Origin of the sequence: Vibrio sp. T20 (assembly GCF_007858795.1) — a bacterium.
Lineage (GTDB): Bacteria > Pseudomonadota > Gammaproteobacteria > Enterobacterales > Vibrionaceae > Vibrio > Vibrio satsumensis.
The window spans coordinates 155,156-173,919 of the sequence record NZ_VFEB01000058.1; the positions used below are offsets into that span (position 1 = coordinate 155,156).

Here is an 18,764-nt window from a genome sequence, read left to right on the forward strand (position 1 = left end):
GGGTTGCGTGTTATTTCTAATACAGCAATTTGGGACACTTTTTTCTATGTCGGATTGGTAATACTGACGCCATATTCATTTATGGGCTCAATAATGCTATTCAAACATCCCATCTCTCTGCTAACGATTATTCGGCTTAACCCATTAAAGGTCGCCGCGACTTGGTTAATGGTTCTGGCGGAAAACGTGATGCTTATTCTGTTGCCGCTGTTTATTGGTTACGCCATCGACGGCGTCTTAAACCAAAGCTTCCAGCCTTTGATGATGCTGGCACTGATTCTCTTTGTACTGGTCATTCTAAGCGTGGTTCGTCGCTTCTACGACACCCGTTTGTATGGTGCTATTCGTGTAAAACTGGCAAATATCGTGGAGCGAAACCTGCGTGGCTTATCTGTATCAACCAAAGACGCTCGTCTCACCATGTCGCGTGAGCTGGTTGATTTCTTAGAAGACGATTTACTTGCTCTGATGACGGCAGTGGTACAGCTTGTTGCGACTGTGGTGATTCTCTCCACATTCCATTTCTCACTGGCGCTTTGCATGTTGTTTGCAGGGCTGTCGATGCTGGCCATCTATGGTTTGTTCCACCGAACCTTCACGCGGCTTAATGGGCCAATTTAACGACCAAGTCGAACAGCAGGTTCAACTGTTGAGCGGCATTCGCTTATCTGCGCTTCGTTGGCACTTTGAGCGACTTAAACAGTGTGAAATCAAACTCTCAGACACCGAGGCGATTGTCTACGGACTGCTCTTCACCGTTTTGTTTGGTGCCGTAGTCGGCAATTTGTGGATGGTGAGTCAGCTTATCGAGCCGACCGCAGGGCAAGTGTTCTCTATCGTTACTTATTCACTGGAGTTTGTTGAAACTGCAGTGATGCTGCCAATTACGCTTCAAACCCTTTCTCGTCTTACTGAAATCAGTCAGCGACTCAATCATACCTCTGTCCAACAGGCTACCAAGGAGATGCCTTATGAAGTTTAAAAAGCCACTTTCGGTATTAGTCGGTTGTGCGGCTATCTTTGTCGCCTTGGTTGTTGTCGATGAATTGGAACCCGAGGCAGCGGAACCTGTGAAGAAACAAGCAGTACTGGTACCGGTTTCTGTATTGGAGGTCACACCTTCGCAGCACGAATCGACGTTAACGGTACTAGGCTTAACCGCTGCTCGCTGGCCAATTCAACTTAAAACGTCGAGTAGTGCGCAACTAAAATGGCTGAATGAAAACATCGAACCGGGACAATTAGTGACTAAGGGCGATGTGTTGGCGAGGCTAGACACCAGCGCCGTTGATGCGAACCTGACGCAAGCGTTGAGTGCGTTAAAGCAAGCGGAGCTGGAATTGAAACAGGCTAAGCATGAACAAACCGTCGCGCTCAAGATGCTCAACCCAAAAACAAGTTCGTCCTTTGCGCGCAGGGAACCCCAAGTGCTTGCTGCGAAAGCCAACCTGCAACAAGCACAACATGCTTATATCAGTGCGAAGAAGCTAGTGGAAGAGTCAGTGATCACGGCGCCTTTTGATGCGGTCGTCATGAAACGCCACATTAGCCCAAGAGAGTGGGTAGAGGCGGGGCAAGTGACCTTTGAGTTAGCCGCCAGTGATTCGATTGATATCGAGCTTCCAATATCTGAATTGCATTGGCAACAAGTACAAGCTGCCTTAGTTAAGCCGAGCATTCGTATCGTGAGTCGTTCTGGGAACCAATGGCCGGCGAAGGTGCGCTATGTGTCGCCAGAAGTCGATTCGGTGACTCGCCAAAGACAAGTAGTGCTGTCGGTTGAAAATCCTTACCACGATAAGCCTAGGCTTTTCCCTAATCAGCAGGTTCAAGCTGTGGTGAACCTCGGTCTACAAGATTATGTGGTAAGCATACCTCTGAGTGCGATGACCCGAGACGGGTATGTGTGGACATTGGACACAGAAGATCGCCTACGAAAAGAGTCGGTAACGCTTATTGGGCAAGGCAGTCAGGAGCTTGATATTCGCTTCAATGATCGAAGTGATAAGGCTCGTCGCGTGGTGCAGTATCCACTTTCTTCGATGTTAATCGGTAAACAAGTCGCGCCTAGATTCAATGAAATCCATTCTGGAACCATGCTCGCGGGAAAATCTGATGCCGAACAGATGAAGGAGTCAAATCAATGAGTTGGATGACAAAATGGTTCATTAACAATCCAGTCGCTGCCAATTTGTTGATGATGGCGATTGTTATCAGTGGCGTACTGGCGTTTGGTCAGTTACGTGTCGAGTCGTTTCCACAAATTGCACCCTCATCAATCAGTATTACCGTGGCTTATCCTGGCGGTACTGCACAACAGATTGATGAGAGCGTGACTCAACGAATCGAAGAGTCGATCAGCGGCATTGCGGGCATCAAACAGATCACCAGCCAATCGAGTGCTGGCGTGTCTAGAGTCGTGGTACGTAAAACCAGCAGTACAGATTTAGACAAGCTGTTGGATGACATTCGTAACCAAGTTAACGCCATCAATGGCTTTCCTGTGCAAGCAGAAAGACCGCAAGTGGTGCGTAATGAATTTACCAATTTAGCCGCGTTTGTGGTGGTATCAGGTCCAAGAACCGATGACGAATTACAACCTATTGCCAAGCAACTTGAGCAAGCGTTAAAGAAGAACCCTCAAATTTCGAAGGTATCAAACTGGGGAACTCGAACGCCTCAGTTGGTTATCGAGCCAACTCCTGACCAACTCAAAGCATTAGGGCTGAGCTTGGAGGAGCTGGCAGGTTTAGTTGAGCAGCGTTCGCTTGAGTCTCGTAGCGGCGAGCTAATAAGTGACAAAGGCCGAATGGTGATTCGTGGTGACGGTTATGCCGATGATTTGCAGAAGCTCAATCAACTTGTCGTTATCTCTGGGAGTAACGGAAAAATACACTTGGGAGACATCGCCAAGCTAACCCGTGGCTACCAATACAGCGGCTCTATCGTGCGTAACAACGGCTCTAACGCCATCGCTTTACTAGTCAGTACTAGCCAAACCGATAATCTACTTAAAGTCAGTGAAGCGATCAGCGAAACATTGGATGCACAACGTGCGATTCTGCCGTCGGATATAGATCTGAATACCATGGCTGATATGGCGCCTTACATTGAAGAACAGCTGTTTCGTTTGAGTGAAAATGCCTGGCAAGGCTTGCTAATTGTACTGATTTTGCTTGGGATATTTCTTGAAATCAGGCTCGCGTTTTGGGTCGCGATGGGGATTCCGATTGCGCTTACAGGAACACTCGCCGCAATGCAGTGGTTTAATTACAGCATCAACGACATCACCTTGTTTGGTTTTATCTTGGTACTCGGCGTGTTGGTGGATGATGCCGTAGTTGTGGGTGAAGCGATACATGAAAAACGGACGGGGCACGGAAGTAGTTCTGGTCATTTAAATAGAAACGGCCCCTCTAATGTAAACGGAAAGACAGCCGCTTGGCAGGGCGTGCATTCCGTGTCAGTGGCAACCGTGTTTGGTGTGCTGACGACCATTGCTGCATTTTCTCCAATGCTATGGATTAACAATGAACTGGCTAAGGTGCTTGCTGGGTTTTCGGCCGTGGTGATCTTCGCTTTGATCTTCTCGCTCATCGAAAGCAAATTTATTCTACCGTCACACTTAGCTCAGCTCTCTGTGAAAAAACCATCTACAAGTATCTTCGCCAAGGGCCAGAATGCCGCTCAAGGTGGATTACAGTGGTTTAATCTCAACATCTATAAGCCGGTATTGGAGTTTGCACTTAGCTACAAAGTGGCATCTTTGCTTGGGTTTGTGGCGGTTATCTCTCTGGCTTATGGTATGTGGTCAAATGGGGCTATTCGAAGTGCGCTGTTCCCTGAAATTCCGGGGCGTTACATCACGGCTGTTATTGAACTGGAAGACGGTGCGCCGTTGCCACTGCAGCGCCAAGCTTTGCTGCAAGTAGAGCAAGCGATGACAGAGGTTGAGAAAGGCTTAATGGACGATTACCCATTACAAGAAAAGCCCGTGGTGAACCTACTTGCGTGGTCGGATGGTTATGGGGAAATTGAAGTCACTGCCGAGCTTACCAATGAATCTTTAAGCTTATTGCCGGGTAACTTACTGCTGAAGCGATGGCGAGAAAGCACTGGGCAAATTGAAGGGGCTTACTCGGCCAAATTCAGCGCAGCAGAAGAACCAGCTGGTGGCACATTCTTAACGATCTCTTCCAACGATCGTGAGTTGGCGTCTCGTGTCAGTGAACAGCTAGCAGATACTCTAGCGTCCTTAAAAAGCGTTTCAGATGTTTACGATGATGGTCAGGATGGTTTACCACAAGTTCGCTTAGTGCTGAATCAATATGGTCAGCAACTAGGGTTAACTCAAGCGAAGCTGGCACAGCTAGCAGGCGAAGCGTTTGGCGAAAGAGAAGTGCATCGCCTGTTAGAAAACGGGCAAGAGACCAAGGTGCTGCTGCAATATACAAGGGATGATCGCAGAACCTTAGCTCAGCTACAACAGGCTCTTATCATGTTACCTAATGGCGGAAGTGTGATGATGGGGGATATCGCTGAGTTCCGTCACGAGCAAGAGCCGCAAGTGGTTTACCGCCGTGACCGAGAGCAAGTGATCAACCTCTATTGGAAGCAAAACCGCGACCTGCAATCACCAGAGAAGACCCGTGAGCAACTTGAAGAGACGATTGAGTCTCTGCACCTACAATATCCAAGCGTCACCATCAAAGCGGGTGGGGAATTTGAAGAGATAGGGGAAGTGTCGGATGGTTTTAAATCGGCGATGATCCTGACGCTTCTGATGATCTATATCTTGTTGGCCGTACCTTTGAAATCCTACTGGCAGCCGATGATTATTATGGCTGTCATCCCGTTTGGTTTTGCAGGTGCGATTTTTGGTCACTACTTGATGGACTTGCCAATCAGCATTCTTTCGATGTTCGGCATGATGGCCATGACGGGGATCGTGATTAACGATTCGTTGGTGCTGATCACGCGTTTTAATGCTGAATATCGCCAAGGCGTACTGTTACAGCAAGCGTTAGTCATTGCGGGTACCAGCCGCTTGAGAGCGATTTTCTTAACCACCATTACCACTGTGTGTGGATTGTTGCCATTGCTAAGCGAAACCGCAGAACAGGCGCAATACTTGAAACCAGCGGCAGTATCACTGGTGTTTGGTGAACTGTTTGCTACTGCAGTAACGCTGATTTTGATTCCGGTGCTGCTTGGTTTGTTTTGTCGCAAGCCGCCGTTGGTTGAAAATCGAATTGAAAAAGAACTGGGCGAGCAAGATTCATTAGAAGAGCTCACTTTGGAGCGCTCGTGATTGATTTTATAAAGGACAAAGACGATAGTGAAGCTAAGCTGTCCAATTCAATAAAGCTATCCAGTTCGGCGAAGTTAGCTGACAGTAAGACTAAAGCTAATGTACCTGAGACCCAAGACTGTATGACGCAAGAGAACAAACCTGCTTTGCATTTAGAGCCAGCTTTTAAGCTGGTGCCTGAGATTACATTGATTGAATCTTTGCCAGAGCACCTTCAAAAACGCTTTACGCATGCATTGACCTTAATGCATGAAGAGTGGGGTGAGCGTCGTACATGGGAAGAAATAGCAACCGAGAGCGCGATTTCGCCCTATCATTTTCATCGTCAGTTTACCGAGCTGTTTAACGAAACTCCGGGTCAGTACCTGAGTCGTGTTCGATTACAAATCGCGGTGGGTTTGTTGATCAACGACGAGCCGTGGAGCGTGATTGAAATTGCTCAGTATTGTGGCTACTCATCGTCGCAGTCATTAGGTAAGGCGCTTAAGCGCGAGCTTGGTGTTACTGCGAAACATATTAGAGAAATGGGTTATAACGCGACACCTAAGGAAACGGCAGACTTCATCCAGAAATTGGCACATCCAGGTGTGCAGTCTTCGATGGAAAAAGAGCTAGTTAAGTCTATGCCGATCGAGCTGGTTTGGTACCCAGAACGGGGCATGCAAAAGCTTAAATTGGAAGATCCTGATTGGGACACGGTATTTGAAATCTATGGTCAGAAATCGACGCATTTGATGGGCACCACGCCGATCAAGCAAATGAATAATAAGTGGGACGACATCGACGCTGAAATTGGAAATTGGCAAGTCGCGAAAGATCGTTACGATATGACCATTCCTGAAGGCTACTACTTATGCAGCGACGTTTATCTGGTTTCGGATGTGGCTTACAGCACGGCTTTAGAAGCTCTGTTTAAGGCAGTTGAACAACAAGGTTTGAAGTTAGATGTGCAAGGTTATTTGGTAGAGATGATTCGTCAGATTGATACGGATGATGTCGAAGGCGTGACGTTTTCATTCCAGTTGCCCGTTTTAGCGACATTAGAAAAGTAACACCAGACCGAGCGTTTCAGTTTGTTAGCTAATTCCAATAAAAAGGCTCCTCAAATGAGGAGCCTTTATTCTGTTTCAAGGAACAGTTTATCAAGAGTCTCTGTTTGTCATCTAAACAGAGTAGGGGGATTAAGCCTCTGCTGTCACTTTATCGCTGCTCATCTTTTTAAGAGCTGCGTAACCAAAGCCTGTTACTGCTGTACCTGCTGCAATCGCCACTAGGTACATAAGAACTGGAGAGATAGCACCAGGAATCAGTAGTACGAACAAGCCGCCGTGTGGAGCCATAAGCTGAGCACCAAACATCATTGATAGAGCACCAGTTAGTGCACCACCTGCCATACAAGCTGGGATAACACGCATTGGATCTTTCGCTGCGAATGGAATTGCACCTTCAGATATGAAGCATAAGCCAAGAACGAATGATGCTTTACCCGCTTCACGCTCGCCTGCTTCAAACTTGTCTTTCACTAGGAAAGTCGCAAGGCCCATACCTAGAGCTGGAACCATACCTGCTGCCATGATTGCTGCCATTGGTGCGTAAGTTTGCGAAGCCAGTAGACCAACACCAAACGTGTAAGCCGCTTTGTTTACAGGGCCACCAAGGTCGAAACACATCATTGCGCCTAGAATCACACCCAGAAGAATCGCGTTAGACGTTCCCATGTTGTTTAGGAAAGTGGTCATTGCGCTCATCACGCCAGAAACAGGGCCACCCACGATGTAAACCATCACAAGACCAGTGAACAAACTCGCGATAAACGGAATGATCAGGATTGGCTTGAGGGCTTCCATGGACTGTGGAAGTTGAACTTTGTCGGCAATGAATTTCGCTGCGTAACCGGCAATGAAACCCGCTGCGATACCACCTAGGAAACCTGCGCCTGTTGAGCTAGCCAACATACCGCCGATTAGACCTGGAGCCAGACCCGGACGGTCAGCAATAGAGAATGCAATGAAACCAGCAAGAACAGGGATCATCAGTGCGAATGCAGAACCACCACCGATAGTCATCAGTGCTGCTGCTAGTGTGCCTTCTTCTTTAAACGCTTCGATACCGAATACGAAAGAAAGAGCGATGATCAAACCACCCGCAACCACCACAGGAAGCATGTGAGAAACACCTGTCATTAGGTGCTTGTACACGCCTTTCTTCTCGTCAGCAGGTGCTGAATTAGAAGAAGCTGTGTGTTGGTATGGTTTAGCTTCTGCGAACGCTTTTTCCATCTCTTGCTTTGTTTTCTTCAAAGCAGGACTTGTCGTTGTTTTGTACAGTGCTTTACCGTTAAAACGATCCAGAGGAACGTCGATATCGGCAGCGATGATAACAAGATCAGCGTCTGCGATTTCTTGGTCAGTCAGTTGGTTTTTCGCACCTACAGAGCCGCGAGTTTCCACTTTAATTTGGTGACCTAGGCGTTTGCCTTCTGCTTCAAGCGCTTCAGCTGCCATAAAGGTATGTGCAACGCCAGTTGGGCAAGCCGTAATCGCTACGATCTTTTTGCTGCCTGTTGCTGGAGAAGTACCAGTAACTTGGATCGATTCTTCAATTTGAGAAGCGTCCAGTACTGTTGCTTCTGCTACCGCTTTCTCTAGAAATGCTTTTGCATCCGCTGTGCATTCAGAGATAGCTGCTTGGTACACTTTCTTACCGACAAAGCGCGCTTTATCAACGTTTGTGTTGGCTGCGATAACCACAACGTCGCTGCTGTCGATAGTGTCTTGCGATACGGTTGAGTCAGGTAGGACGCTTGATTGACATTCAATAGCGGCGTTCCAACCCAGTGCTTTTGTCGCTTGCTCTAACAAGCCTGCGGCGATGATGCTGTTTGCTACGCCACTAGGGCAAGCTGTGATAATGGTAATATTCATAATAAACCTTTTGTCCTATTTGCTTGTGTCTAACTGGCTAGTTGGAGCACTAAGCGACTGTAATTGGATATTTTGTAGTACTGATTCCAGCTCTTGTTGGCTGGTGATGCCCACGCCTACCTGTGAAACTGCTAGAGCAGATAGGGCAGTGGCGAATTTGATAAGTTCTGGTTTTGGCATCTGTTGCATGTGACCCCAACACAGGCCTGCGACTAATGTGTCACCTGCGCCTACTGTGCTTACCACTTGCATACGCGGTGGTTGAGCATGTAGCCATTCACCTTGGTTTAGCCACATCACGCCTTCTGCGCCAAGTGATACCACGATGTTATCGATGCCTTTTTCACTCAGAACTTGGCCTGCGTGTTGGCATTGGTCACGTGTTGTCAGTTCTGCGTTGAATAGCTGAGAAAGCTCTTCATCGTTTGGCTTAATTAACCAAGGTTGTGCATTGATACCGGCTTTAAGTGCGTCACGGCTGCTGTCGAATAGCACCTTTTTACCTAGGTCACGCAAGCGTTGTACCCAAGAAGCGCAAAGCTCTGGCGATACACCTTGTGGCAAGCTGCCTGCAATCACGAAGTAATCGTGTGTTTCAGCCAGTTCTAACAAGGTTTCTTCAAACGCTTTAATCGCGTCAGCATTAACAGGAACACCTGGGAAGTTGATGTCGCTTACTTGGCCTGAGTTCTCTACCAGTTTTACGTTGATGCGAGTTACGCCGTCGACACGGATAAAGCGGTCAGTTGCGCCCATCTGTTCGAACAGTTGGCAGAACGCTTCTTCGTTATTGCGACCAAGGAAACCTGTTACGGTCACTTTCGCGCCAAGCTCTGAAAGTACTTTTGCTACGTTTACGCCTTTGCCCGCAGCATGAAGAGAACCTTTGTTAACTAAGCTCACTGAACCCACGTTAAGTGCGTCGATAGCGCCAGTTAGGTCGAGAGCAGGGTTTAGCGTAACGGTAACGGCTTTGATTTGTTTATCAGACATATCGACTCCTTAACCTTCGCCAAGGCCTGAAGCGATAGCTTTACCAATCGATTCAAGTGCTTGTGCTGCATCTTCACCTTCAGCAACAAACTGAAGCTGGTGGCCGTGTTTAACGCCAAGTGCGATGACTTTCATCAAGCTCTTCGCGTTCACTTCTTTCCCGTCGCCATCTAGGTTTGAAACGCGGATCGTTGATTCGAATTTCTTCGCTTCAGCAACCAGCATTGCACCTGGACGAGCGTGTAGGCCGTGCGCGTTTTTGATTTTGAAGACTGCGCAGTTGTCATCGTCTTGAGACGCTGTAGAAACCGCTTCACCTTTTAAAAGACCAATCACTTGCGCTGCATCAGCGGTTAACAGTTGTTGCTGTTTACCTTCGAAAACCATCTTGCTTAGGTTTGCCAGAATAGATTGGTGTGCGCTGTTACAAGCTGCGAATGCGACCAATGCTTTCACTGGTGTGCCTTCGTACTCACAATGGTTTGCTGTTGAAACAAACGATACGCCAGTGCGAGTCACGCCTTTATCGCTGCCCAACAACCACAGGCCTTGGCCTAGGTGAGTTGGAGTTTTTGTTACTAGGTCAGCAACGAATGCGTTGTCTGTACAACCTGTGTTCTTAAGTAGGCCGCCCGCCACTGCCGACATTTGAACCATGTCGCTTGCAGGGAACAGCAGTTGAACTAAAGAAGCGTCTAGGTCTGCTTCTAGCTGAACTTCGCCATTAAGTAGGGCGATGATTTCGTCTTCTGATTTTGCTTGCTTTAATTTCTCTTCAACACCGTCTGCCGCTAGCACTTTGGTCAGTTGCTTAAGAATGCCTAAGTGCTCGTCAGATTTAGCTGCAATACCAATCGCAACGTAAACACGGTTGCCATCTGCCCAATCAATACCTTCAGGGAAGTGGTGTACCGCAACGCCTGTCTCTTTCACTAGGCCACGAGTGTCGGTGGTTCCGTGAGGAATCGCGATGCCGTTACCTAGGAACGTAGAGTTCTGGTTTTCACGGTTTAGCATTCCTTCAACGTAGCCAGAGTCAACTAAGCCTTTCGCGGTTAGGTCGCCAGCAATGTTCTGGATAGCTTTGAATTTGTCATCGGCCGTTTGACCAAGAGTGATGTCAGATTTTGATAATTTAAGCATGGTGCCTCTTTAGCGTATCGCTTGAGAATTTGTGTATCGCTACGATTCAGTCTAGAGCAAGATTCATGGAGCTTAACTCTTTGCTTTATGCGTGCTGAATCGGTTCAGCATTCGGTGTAAAAAAATTCAGCAAAGCCGATTTTGGTTTTCAAAATAGTTTTGCTGCGTGTCGTAATTTCAGTTTCGTTAATAACGAGAAGTTGCATCACAACAAATGACGCTCAATCCATACAAAAGGATGATTGAAGTCACTTTTCAGATTTTGCTGAATCCTTTCAGCTTTTATACTGAATCGATTCAGCATATAATTCAACTAATCCGAGGATCAGATCATTGGTTATATGATCCTACGCACAAAATACAGGTCACCCATATGACACTTGATGAAATTGCTAAATTGGCTGGAGTATCGAAAACCACGGCCAGTTATGTCATCAACGGCAAGGCGCAGAAATACAGAATCAGTGAAAAGACTCAGCAGAAAGTGATGGCGGTTGTGGAAGAGTATAACTACCGACCAGACCATGCTGCTTCGTCATTGCGTGCCGGTAATAGCCGTTCATTTGGACTGATTATTCCTGATCTGGAAAACAGCAGTTACGCACGTTTAGCTAAATTGATAGAGCAAAACTCACGTAAAGTGGGTTATCAAATACTGATTGGCTGTTCAGATGATGATGCAGAAACAGAACGTAAGGTGGCAGAAGCTTTGGTGAGTCGTCGTATTGATGCTTTGCTTGTTGCGAGCTCAATGCCAGATGCCAATGAATTTTACTTGAAGCTACAAAATTCAGGAACTCCAGTAATAGCGATTGACCGTCCTCTAGATGATGAGCACTTTGCCTGCGTGATCAGTGAAGATTTCGAAGCCGCATTTGAACTTACACATTCAATTCTTGATAACAATATCCAAAGCGTGGGCTTGATTGGCGCACTGCCAGATTTAAATATCTCGCGTGAACGTGAGCTAGGTTTTGAAGCCGCGAATAAAGCACATACTCAACAAACAGGGCTAATAGAAAACAAGCCGATGGTTGTGGGTTATGGTGAGCACTTTGACCGAGAATCTGGTCGTGAGGTTTTTGAAGAGTGGATTGCAAAAGGCACCGTTCCAGATGCGATCGTCACTATGTCTTACACCTTGTTAGAGGGTGTGTTGGATGTAATGGTTGAAAAGCCAGAGCTGATAAATCAAGTAAAACTGGCGACCTTTGGTGATAACCGACTGCTCGACTTCTTGCCTTTCAAAGTCCACTCACTGCCGCAGCAGTTTGAAGTGATTGCCGACAGTGCTTTTGCTTTGGCGTTAAATGCATCCGCTAAGCGTTACCAAGCGGGTATTGAACTCGTGCCAAGAAGCTTAGTGAAACGAGGCTAAACGCGGTTAGCTTTCGTTTAATGGTTAGTCAGATCTTAACGGTTAGCTAGAACTCAGCAATAAGCCCAACTCTACAATGGCAACAATGCCGAGCAACAAGGCCAACACCTTCCAAAACTGGATTGGGTTTCGGTTTATCAAAGGTTGCTTGGCTTTGCTTTTGACCAAGCTTTTGTTTGGTGTGTAAAGGTCAGCTACAAAATCCCCCAACACTTGATGACGCTCGCTTGGTGATTCCGCGCAGGCTTTTTGTAACACCAAATCCACCCAGCTTGGTAAGTCAGTTCGTTTCTGAGTGATGGGTTGGTATTCCCACTGATGATGACGAGATTGCTTAAGTGATTGTGCGGTCATTTCAGAGTAGGGCAATTCACCGGTTAACATCTCATAGCCGATCACAGCGATAGAGAACAAATCTGAGCTGGTGGTCGCGGTATTGTGCTTGATGGTCTCTGGTGCAATATAATTGACCGCGCCTAATGGAGTGTCGTCTTTGTCTACGAGCTCTCCCTCTTCAAGGCCTCTCACTAATACAGCGCCGAGGTCGATGATTTTTATTTCACCATCACGTTGAAGCATGATGTTCTCGGGCTTTAAATCTCGGTGCACCATGTCGGCACGTTGTAATACGCGAATGCCTTGCGTGATCTTTTCTAATATTTCGCGCACTTCATTGAGTGACGGTTTTGGATTGTCGTACATCCATTGTCTTAGCGTGATGCCTTCAACCCATTCGCAGATTTGATATAAAAATTGCGAATGTTCTGGCGTCGGGTAAACCTTCATTACTTTCTTATTGCTCAGCAAGATCCCCGCCCATTGTTCATTAAAGAAAGCTCGGAGTTGCGACGGGTTATCGTGATATTGAACGGAAGGGACTTTTAACACGAACTCGGTTTGTGTCTCTTTCTGCATAACACGATACACATGGCTTCTTGGACCTGCATACAGCACCTCAAGCACCATAAAGTTGTCGATACTTTGCCCGAGCTTTAAAGCGGGTGGGATAGCACGTTTAGCCAGCTTTTCATGGAACTCAATGAGCGAAGGTTTAGGTAGATGACTGACTTGCACAATCAAGCAGCTCACGTTGTCTGAACTGTTGTGGCTTAAAGCGGTGTTACAGATGGTTTGTGCTGCGTATTCAAAATCCACTTCAGGTCTATCGATGTGTTCTTTGAAAGTATTGGGATCAACAAATTCATGCACGCCGTCAGAGGTCAGGATAAAGCAGTCGTCTTTCTTGATAGGCAGGGTTTGATAGTCAACGTTGAGTTGGTTATCCATGCCTAAGGCGCGTGTTAGGTAATGCTTCTGCCCCATAGTTTTACGTGTATGGTCACGGGTCAGTTGGCGTAATTCTCCATCTCTTAATAGGTAAACTCGACTGTCACCGACATGGAATATATGCGCAGTGTTCGATTTCAATATCACGCTGCTAAAGGTGGAAACGAGCGCATTATGGTTAACTTGCTGTGCGGGATGAATATTAGAAACAGACGTGTTGAAGAGCCAAGAGTTGAGCGAGGTTAGAACTTTTTGCGCCGAACGCTGAATACTCCAGCTATTGGGCGTGGCGTAATAGTCGTCAATAAACTGCATTACACTGGTGTGGCTGGCTTTCTGGCCGTGTTCACTACAACTTGCGCCGTCGGCTATACAAGCAACACTGCCTTTTAGCTCTTGCTCTGCACGAGTCCTAGGGTGTTTTACAATGATGGCGTCTTGGTTTTCATCACGTACGCCTTTATTGGAATAACCACCAAACTTAAGCATAAGCTGATTATTGGATTCAGGCGTGATGACTTGCCCTTGGCTGAATGAAATCGTCATAACTGGTCTGCTTCTTAACTGTCTTCTTCTAACTTCCTTGAGAGAACATCCTAGGAAGAACAAAAGCTCTAGTGAACGTAGAGCTTCTGAACGAAGCACCAAAACGGTGATACCAACCTTGGTGCCTCTCCCGATTCAATAATATCAATGCTTCTTAGTACAGAGACTAATTTGAAACATTAATCAGCGTGACACTGCCATCGTCGTTTACTTCGGCGATTTGACCGTTAGGCTCTTCCATGAACATCAGAGTAACGAAGCCTAGTACCGCTGTTCCTGCAATCACTAAGAAGAAGGTTTGGTAGCTTACGAATGAAAGCACAGTTAGGTAAACTACCGCCCCCACGTTACCGTAAGCCCCGGTCATACCGGCAATTTGACCTGTCATACGACGTTTAATCAGAGGTACTGTTGCAAACACCGCACCTTCACCCGCTTGCACGAAGAAAGAACACGCCATCGCTGCGACAACTGCTAGCCATACAGGCCATGTGCTGTCTACTTGACCCATTGCGAAGTAACCCACAGCAAGACCAATCGTTAGAATAAGCAGTGTTGGTTTACGGCCGAATTTATCTGAAATCCAACCGCCACCAGGGCGAGACATTAGGTTCATAAAGGCATAAGCCGATGCAACCATACCGGCAAGAACGGGTGTTAATTCAAAGGTTTCAGAGAAGAACAGTGGCAGCATAGAAACAACAGCCAGTTCAGAACCAAATGTCGCGAAATACAACACGTTCAACACAGCAACTTGCTTGAATTTGTATCTGTGAATTTCTGGTACTTCTTCTTTGAATACGTTCTTATTTACCTTCCAAACTTGCGACACTTCGTACACGTAAAGTGCAGCTAAACCTGCATACACTGAATACACCGCCATGTCAGACAACATGTTGATGTTGCTCGGTGATAGCTTCCATGTCAGTAGCGCTAAAGCGGCATACATCGGGATCTTCATAATGAGTAGGAAGAAAAAGTCACCCTTTGATGTCACTTCCATTGCCGTTACTTGAGCTGGCTTGAAGTAAGTCGAACCTTTTGGTGTATCCGTTACATTTTTGTAGAAGATAAACGAGAACGCTAAGCTCATAAGGCCAGTAATACCGACCGCATAACGCCAGCCATCTTCACCACCAAATGCTAGAGCGAGAGTTGGAAGCGTGAATGCTGCCGCTGCTGAACCGAAGTTACCCCAGCCGCCGTAAATACCTTCAGCCGTACCCAGTTCATTGTGTGGGAACCATTCAGACACAAGGCGAATGCCGACAACGAAGCCTGCCCCGATGAAGCCTAATAGGAAACGAGCAATCGCCGCTTGAATGAAAGAGTCTGCCATAGCAAACATAAAACAAGGGATTGAACAGACCGCGAGTAGCGAAGAGTAGACTAATCTTGGGCCGTATCGGTCGGTTAGCATACCAATTGCGACACGTGCCGGAATGGTCAATGCAACGTTGAGAATAAGGAGTGTTTTGATTTCCTCAGTTGAAAGGCCAAGCGAGGTTTTCACCATTTGCAGTAGTGGGGCAAAGTTGAACCACACTACAAAGGTGATAAAAAAGGCCATCCAACTGAGGTGCAAGGTTTTCATCTTACCCGTAAATGAAAGCAGCGAAAATTTTGTGTTATCCATGGTTTAAATCCTTTAAATCTGGAAGATTACCCGGCTTTAGCTTGTGCGTTACTTCCGAGATTCGAACGCATTAATGTGGCTAAACCCTGTGCCGAAATTGCTTACGCTGATAAAGCGTTTACATGATGATGTCGGCGTTTAGTTAACTGGCAATAGCAAGCGGTGCGAGAACCTGAACCTGCTCTCCTTGCTTGCGAACTTCAAATTTCACGAGCTTGAGTTCAGGTTGTTCAAGGCACGTGCCAGTTTCTAAGTGGTAATGCTGCTTGTATAAGGGTGAGGCTACGTAAGGCTCTCCGCTTAATGAACCAATTATACCACGTGACATCACATTCGCCTTGCCAACAGGGTCGTAATTAGAGAGCCCATAAAGCGTGTCACTACGCTTGCAGTAAAAAATAGCCACTTGGTTATCGTCTACTTTGGCGCAAATACCCCCGTTTGGGGTTAGGTCGCGGGTGCTGCATACGGTGGTCCAATTTTCCATGACTTTCTCCTAGTCAAAAAATAAAACTAATAATCAATTCAATTAGGGTGATAGCCGACAGCAGTTTTCTTGGGCTGCGCCACTGTCGACTATCGATATTGGGTTTCGTTGTTACTGGTTCACTCACCAGCAATTCGGCTTACGAAACTTCCGTTACTTCGATTTGGTCTGCCTTAGCTAGCTTTTCATCGCGTTGTGAATCAGCAGAAGAGCTCAAACTTGGCTTTGGAAAGCGTTGCTCTCGTTCTTTGATGAATGACAGGCTAGTGTCCATTTCTTCGCTGTTGATGTAGTGCTGGAAGCGTTTCATCTTTTCAGGATTTTCGATGGTGGTTTTCCACTCACACTGGTATTTTTCGATGTTGAGGGCGATATCGGCTTCAAGTTCTTCAGCAACATTGAGCTTGTCTTCAATCACGACTTGTTTGAGGTATTCAATGCCGCCTTCAAGGTTTTCCATCCATACCGATGTACGCTGTAGGCGGTCTGCGGTACGTGTGTAGAACATCAAAATGCGGTCGATGTATTGCAGTAGGGTGGTTTCATCAAGGTCGGTAGCAAAAAGGTCACCATGGCGAGGGCGCATACCGCCGTTACCACAGATATAGAGGTTCCAACCTTTGTCGGTTGCGATAATGCCAAAGTCTTTTGATTGGGCTTCTGCACATTCACGAGTACAGCCAGAAACCGCAAACTTGATCTTGTGTGGCGAGCGTAAGCCTTTGTAGCGGTTCTCGAGTCTAATCGCTAAGCCAACACTGTCGTCGACACCGTATCGACACCAAGTGCTACCGACACACGATTTCACGGTACGTACTGATTTACCGTAGGCATGGCCAGTTTCAAAACCTGCATCGATCAGCTTTTTCCAGATGATTGGCAGTTCGTTAAGTTGCGCGCCAAACAAGTCGACACGTTGACCACCTGTGATTTTGGTATACAGGTCGAACTCTTTTGCGACTTCGCCAAGCACGATTAACTTATCTGGTGTGATTTCACCGCCAGCAATACGTGGTACCACAGAGTAGGTGCCATCTTTTTGCATGTTACCGAGGTAGATGTCGTTGGTGTCTTGCAGTTCGATGTGTTGATCTTCGAGGATGTAATCGTTCCAGTAAGAAGCCAAAATTGAACCGACTGCTGGCTTACATACGGTACAACCTAGTCCGTTTCCGTGAGAATCTAACAGCTCATCAAAGGTCTTAATTTTGTTGACGCGGATGATGTCAGTGAGTTCTTGGCGAGAATAAGCAAAGTGCTCACAAATATCGTTAGAGACTTCAACACCTAGGTTACTTAGCTCACTATCCAGAACCTGTTTAGCAAGAGCAGAACAACCGCCACAACCGGTTGAGGCGTTGGTGGTTTCTTTCAGTGCTGCCATGGTGGTGCAGCCAGCAGATACCGCGTCTTTAATGTCGCCTTTGGTCACATCAAAACATGAACAGATCACAGCGCTGTCTGGCAGAGCTTCAACACCCATTGCCGAACCTGAATCATCCGCCAAGTTAGGTAAAATCAGTACCGATGGGTTTTCAGGAAGGGGCATATCGTTTTGCTTGATTTGCAGTAGCGAGCCATAGGCTTCTGCGTCACCAACCAATACTGCACCGACAATCTTTGTACCGTCAGCTGAGATGATCAGGCGCTTATAAACTTGTTCGATTTCATCGTTATAGGTATACGACTGAGCGCCTTCCGTCTTGCCGTGTACTTCACCAATACTGGCTACGTCTACACCCAGTAGCTTGAGCTTGGTGCTCATGTCTGCGCCAGTGAATTCAGACTCGTCAGTGCCGTCAGAGACAATATGCGAAGCCGCGATTTTTGCCATGGAATAACCAGGGGCTACTAAGCCGAAGATCTTGTTGTCCCAAAGCGCACATTCACCAATGGCGTAGACGTTATCGATGTTGGTCTGACAGTGGTTGTTGATGACAATACCGCCACGTTCGCCAATCTCGACATCAGAGCTTCTTGCAAGCTCATCTTGAGGGCGAATACCTGCCGAGAACACGATCATATCGGTTTCTAAATGGGTGCCATCCGCGAAGTTCATGCGGTAGCGAGAGGTTTCGCCTGCCACAATTTCAGAGGTTGCTTTCTCGGTATGAACTTGCACACCAAGGTCTTCAATTTTTCTGCGCAGTAGGGCGCCGCCACCGTCATCTAATTGAACGGCCATTAGGCGAGGCGCGAATTCAACCACATGGGTTTCTAAGCCAAGGTTTTTGACTGCGTTTGCGGCTTCTAAGCCAAGCAGACCCCCACCAATGACCACGCCTGATTTGCTGCTCTTGCTTGAAAGCTCGATGGCGTCTAAGTCTTCGATAGTACGATAAACGTGACAGTGTTCTTGGTCGTTACCGGGAATAGGAGGAACAAAAGGAAAAGAGCCCGTCGCCAAGATTAGCTTGTCGTAACTTTCAACATGACCACTCTCAGTGATGACTTGTTGATTGGCTGTGTCTAGCTTGGCGACTTTCTGGTTCAACAAGTAGTTCACGCCGTTGCTTTGGTAATACTCTTCACTGGTTAATGACAAGTCATCAGCGGTTTTACCATTAAAGTAGGCGGTGAGCTGAACACGGTCGTACGCTAGCCTTGGCTCTTCGCTAAAAGTAATTACATCAAACTCATCACTGTCTGATTGCAGGATGTTGTCGATAAATTTGTGTCCAACCATGCCGTTACCAACAACGACGATTTTCTTCTTGCTCATAATCCATTCCTTATTCTCGGCATCACCATCACTAGCATCTAATTTCTAGTCGTTAGCAGATGAATACCGGGTTGAGATTCCACTCAATTCATAATCATTAAGAAAAACAAAAATGTTTTTCCTAAGTCTTGGTTTCTAGTGGAGCAAGGAGGGTGCCAGATTGCGAGTTGTTCATTTAAATAAAATTTAATCTATATATTTCAGATATTTAAAAATTTAAGGTGGCACGTAATTACCCCTAAAGTGGTATGTAAAATTTTTGTTAGATTTATATAAATGAGCGTTTGTGGTGCAACTTTCCGCAAGATGGTGCAAAAATTAAGTTTCTATCTTGGTT

General features: G+C 46.7%; 11 protein-coding genes and 1 pseudogene. 5 read left to right on the forward strand and 7 right to left on the reverse strand.

The window, feature by feature from the left end; all coding sequences use genetic code 11:
• The first annotated feature begins 54 nt into the window (after positions 1-54).
• The 4 genes and pseudogenes from FTW16_RS24865 to FTW16_RS03980 all read left to right on the forward strand — a co-directional run bounded on the left by FTW16_RS24865 (position 55) and on the right by FTW16_RS03980 (position 6,363).
• Positions 55-982: pseudogene (locus tag FTW16_RS24865) on the forward strand (ABC transporter six-transmembrane domain-containing protein).
• The gene (locus FTW16_RS03970) at positions 972-2,147 is read left to right on the forward strand and encodes an efflux RND transporter periplasmic adaptor subunit (RefSeq protein ID WP_146490130.1); all 1,176 of its coding nucleotides are present in this window, start codon (positions 972-974) and stop codon (positions 2,145-2,147) included. Before FTW16_RS24865 ends, FTW16_RS03970 begins: the two are co-directional and overlap by 11 nt.
• A complete protein-coding gene (locus FTW16_RS03975; protein WP_146490131.1) occupies positions 2,144-5,311 on the forward strand; it encodes an efflux RND transporter permease subunit in 3,168 nt (1,055 codons plus the stop codon). Before FTW16_RS03970 ends, FTW16_RS03975 begins: the two co-directional genes overlap by 4 nt.
• Positions 5,308-6,363, forward strand: coding sequence for a helix-turn-helix domain-containing protein (locus tag FTW16_RS03980; protein WP_146490132.1), 1,056 nt, complete (start codon positions 5,308-5,310; stop codon positions 6,361-6,363). The genes FTW16_RS03975 and FTW16_RS03980 overlap by 4 nt, the downstream gene beginning before the upstream one ends.
• Before the next feature lie 129 nt (positions 6,364-6,492).
• On the opposite strand, the gene fruA is transcribed toward FTW16_RS03980, so the two are convergent.
• From fruA to fruB, 3 genes are read right to left on the reverse strand one after another with little or no spacing between them, the layout of a single operon-like run.
• The gene (gene fruA, locus FTW16_RS03985; protein ID WP_102307020.1) at positions 6,493-8,235 is read right to left on the reverse strand and encodes a PTS fructose transporter subunit IIBC; all 1,743 of its coding nucleotides are present in this window, start codon (positions 8,233-8,235) and stop codon (positions 6,493-6,495) included.
• A 15-nt stretch (positions 8,236-8,250) separates the two neighbouring features.
• A complete protein-coding gene (gene pfkB / locus FTW16_RS03990) occupies positions 8,251-9,228 on the reverse strand; it encodes a 1-phosphofructokinase (RefSeq protein WP_146490133.1) in 978 nt (325 codons plus the stop codon).
• A gap of 9 nt (positions 9,229-9,237) precedes the next feature.
• Complete coding sequence (gene fruB, locus FTW16_RS03995) at positions 9,238-10,371, reverse strand: fused PTS fructose transporter subunit IIA/HPr protein (protein WP_102353580.1); 1,134 nt, start codon at positions 10,369-10,371, stop codon at positions 9,238-9,240.
• Between the two features lie 373 nt (positions 10,372-10,744).
• Between fruB and cra the strand changes: the two genes are divergently transcribed.
• The gene (gene cra, locus FTW16_RS04000; protein WP_146490134.1) at positions 10,745-11,749 is read left to right on the forward strand and encodes a catabolite repressor/activator; all 1,005 of its coding nucleotides are present in this window, start codon (positions 10,745-10,747) and stop codon (positions 11,747-11,749) included.
• 42 nt (positions 11,750-11,791) lie between these two features.
• Here cra and FTW16_RS04005 read toward each other — a convergent pair whose 3' ends face one another.
• The 4 genes from FTW16_RS04005 to nirB all read right to left on the reverse strand — a co-directional run bounded on the left by FTW16_RS04005 (position 11,792) and on the right by nirB (position 18,427).
• Positions 11,792-13,582: a bifunctional protein-serine/threonine kinase/phosphatase gene (locus FTW16_RS04005; RefSeq protein WP_146490135.1), complete on the reverse strand. Its 1,791-nt coding sequence runs from the start codon at positions 13,580-13,582 to the stop codon at positions 11,792-11,794.
• Positions 13,583-13,748: 166 nt separating this feature from the next.
• The gene (locus tag FTW16_RS04010; RefSeq protein WP_146490136.1) at positions 13,749-15,218 is read right to left on the reverse strand and encodes a NarK family nitrate/nitrite MFS transporter; all 1,470 of its coding nucleotides are present in this window, start codon (positions 15,216-15,218) and stop codon (positions 13,749-13,751) included.
• Positions 15,219-15,360: 142 nt separating this feature from the next.
• Positions 15,361-15,705: a nitrite reductase small subunit NirD gene (gene nirD, locus FTW16_RS04015; protein ID WP_017096320.1), complete on the reverse strand. Its 345-nt coding sequence runs from the start codon at positions 15,703-15,705 to the stop codon at positions 15,361-15,363.
• A gap of 139 nt (positions 15,706-15,844) precedes the next feature.
• Positions 15,845-18,427 carry a nitrite reductase large subunit NirB gene (gene nirB / locus FTW16_RS04020; protein ID WP_146490137.1) on the reverse strand — a complete coding sequence of 861 codons (2,583 nt, stop codon included), beginning with the start codon at positions 18,425-18,427 and terminating at the stop codon, positions 15,845-15,847.
• Positions 18,428-18,764 lie beyond the last annotated feature (337 nt).

Coding starts and splice junctions, on each gene's coding strand:
- nirD (WP_017096320.1), bottom strand. CDS start 15,705: ATGGAAAATTGGACCACCGTATGCAGCACCCGCGACCTAACCCCAAAC.
- fruA (WP_102307020.1), bottom strand. CDS start 8,235: ATGAATATTACCATTATCACAGCTTGCCCTAGTGGCGTAGCAAACAGC.
- FTW16_RS04010 (WP_146490136.1), bottom strand. CDS start 15,218: ATGGATAACACAAAATTTTCGCTGCTTTCATTTACGGGTAAGATGAAA.
- fruB (WP_102353580.1), bottom strand. CDS start 10,371: ATGCTTAAATTATCAAAATCTGACATCACTCTTGGTCAAACGGCCGAT.
- nirB (WP_146490137.1), bottom strand. CDS start 18,427: ATGAGCAAGAAGAAAATCGTCGTTGTTGGTAACGGCATGGTTGGACAC.
- FTW16_RS04005 (WP_146490135.1), bottom strand. CDS start 13,582: ATGACGATTTCATTCAGCCAAGGGCAAGTCATCACGCCTGAATCCAAT.
- pfkB (WP_146490133.1), bottom strand. CDS start 9,228: ATGTCTGATAAACAAATCAAAGCCGTTACCGTTACGCTAAACCCTGCT.
- FTW16_RS03975 (WP_146490131.1), top strand. CDS start 2,144: ATGAGTTGGATGACAAAATGGTTCATTAACAATCCAGTCGCTGCCAAT.
- FTW16_RS03970 (WP_146490130.1), top strand. CDS start 972: ATGAAGTTTAAAAAGCCACTTTCGGTATTAGTCGGTTGTGCGGCTATC.
- cra (WP_146490134.1), top strand. CDS start 10,745: ATGACACTTGATGAAATTGCTAAATTGGCTGGAGTATCGAAAACCACG.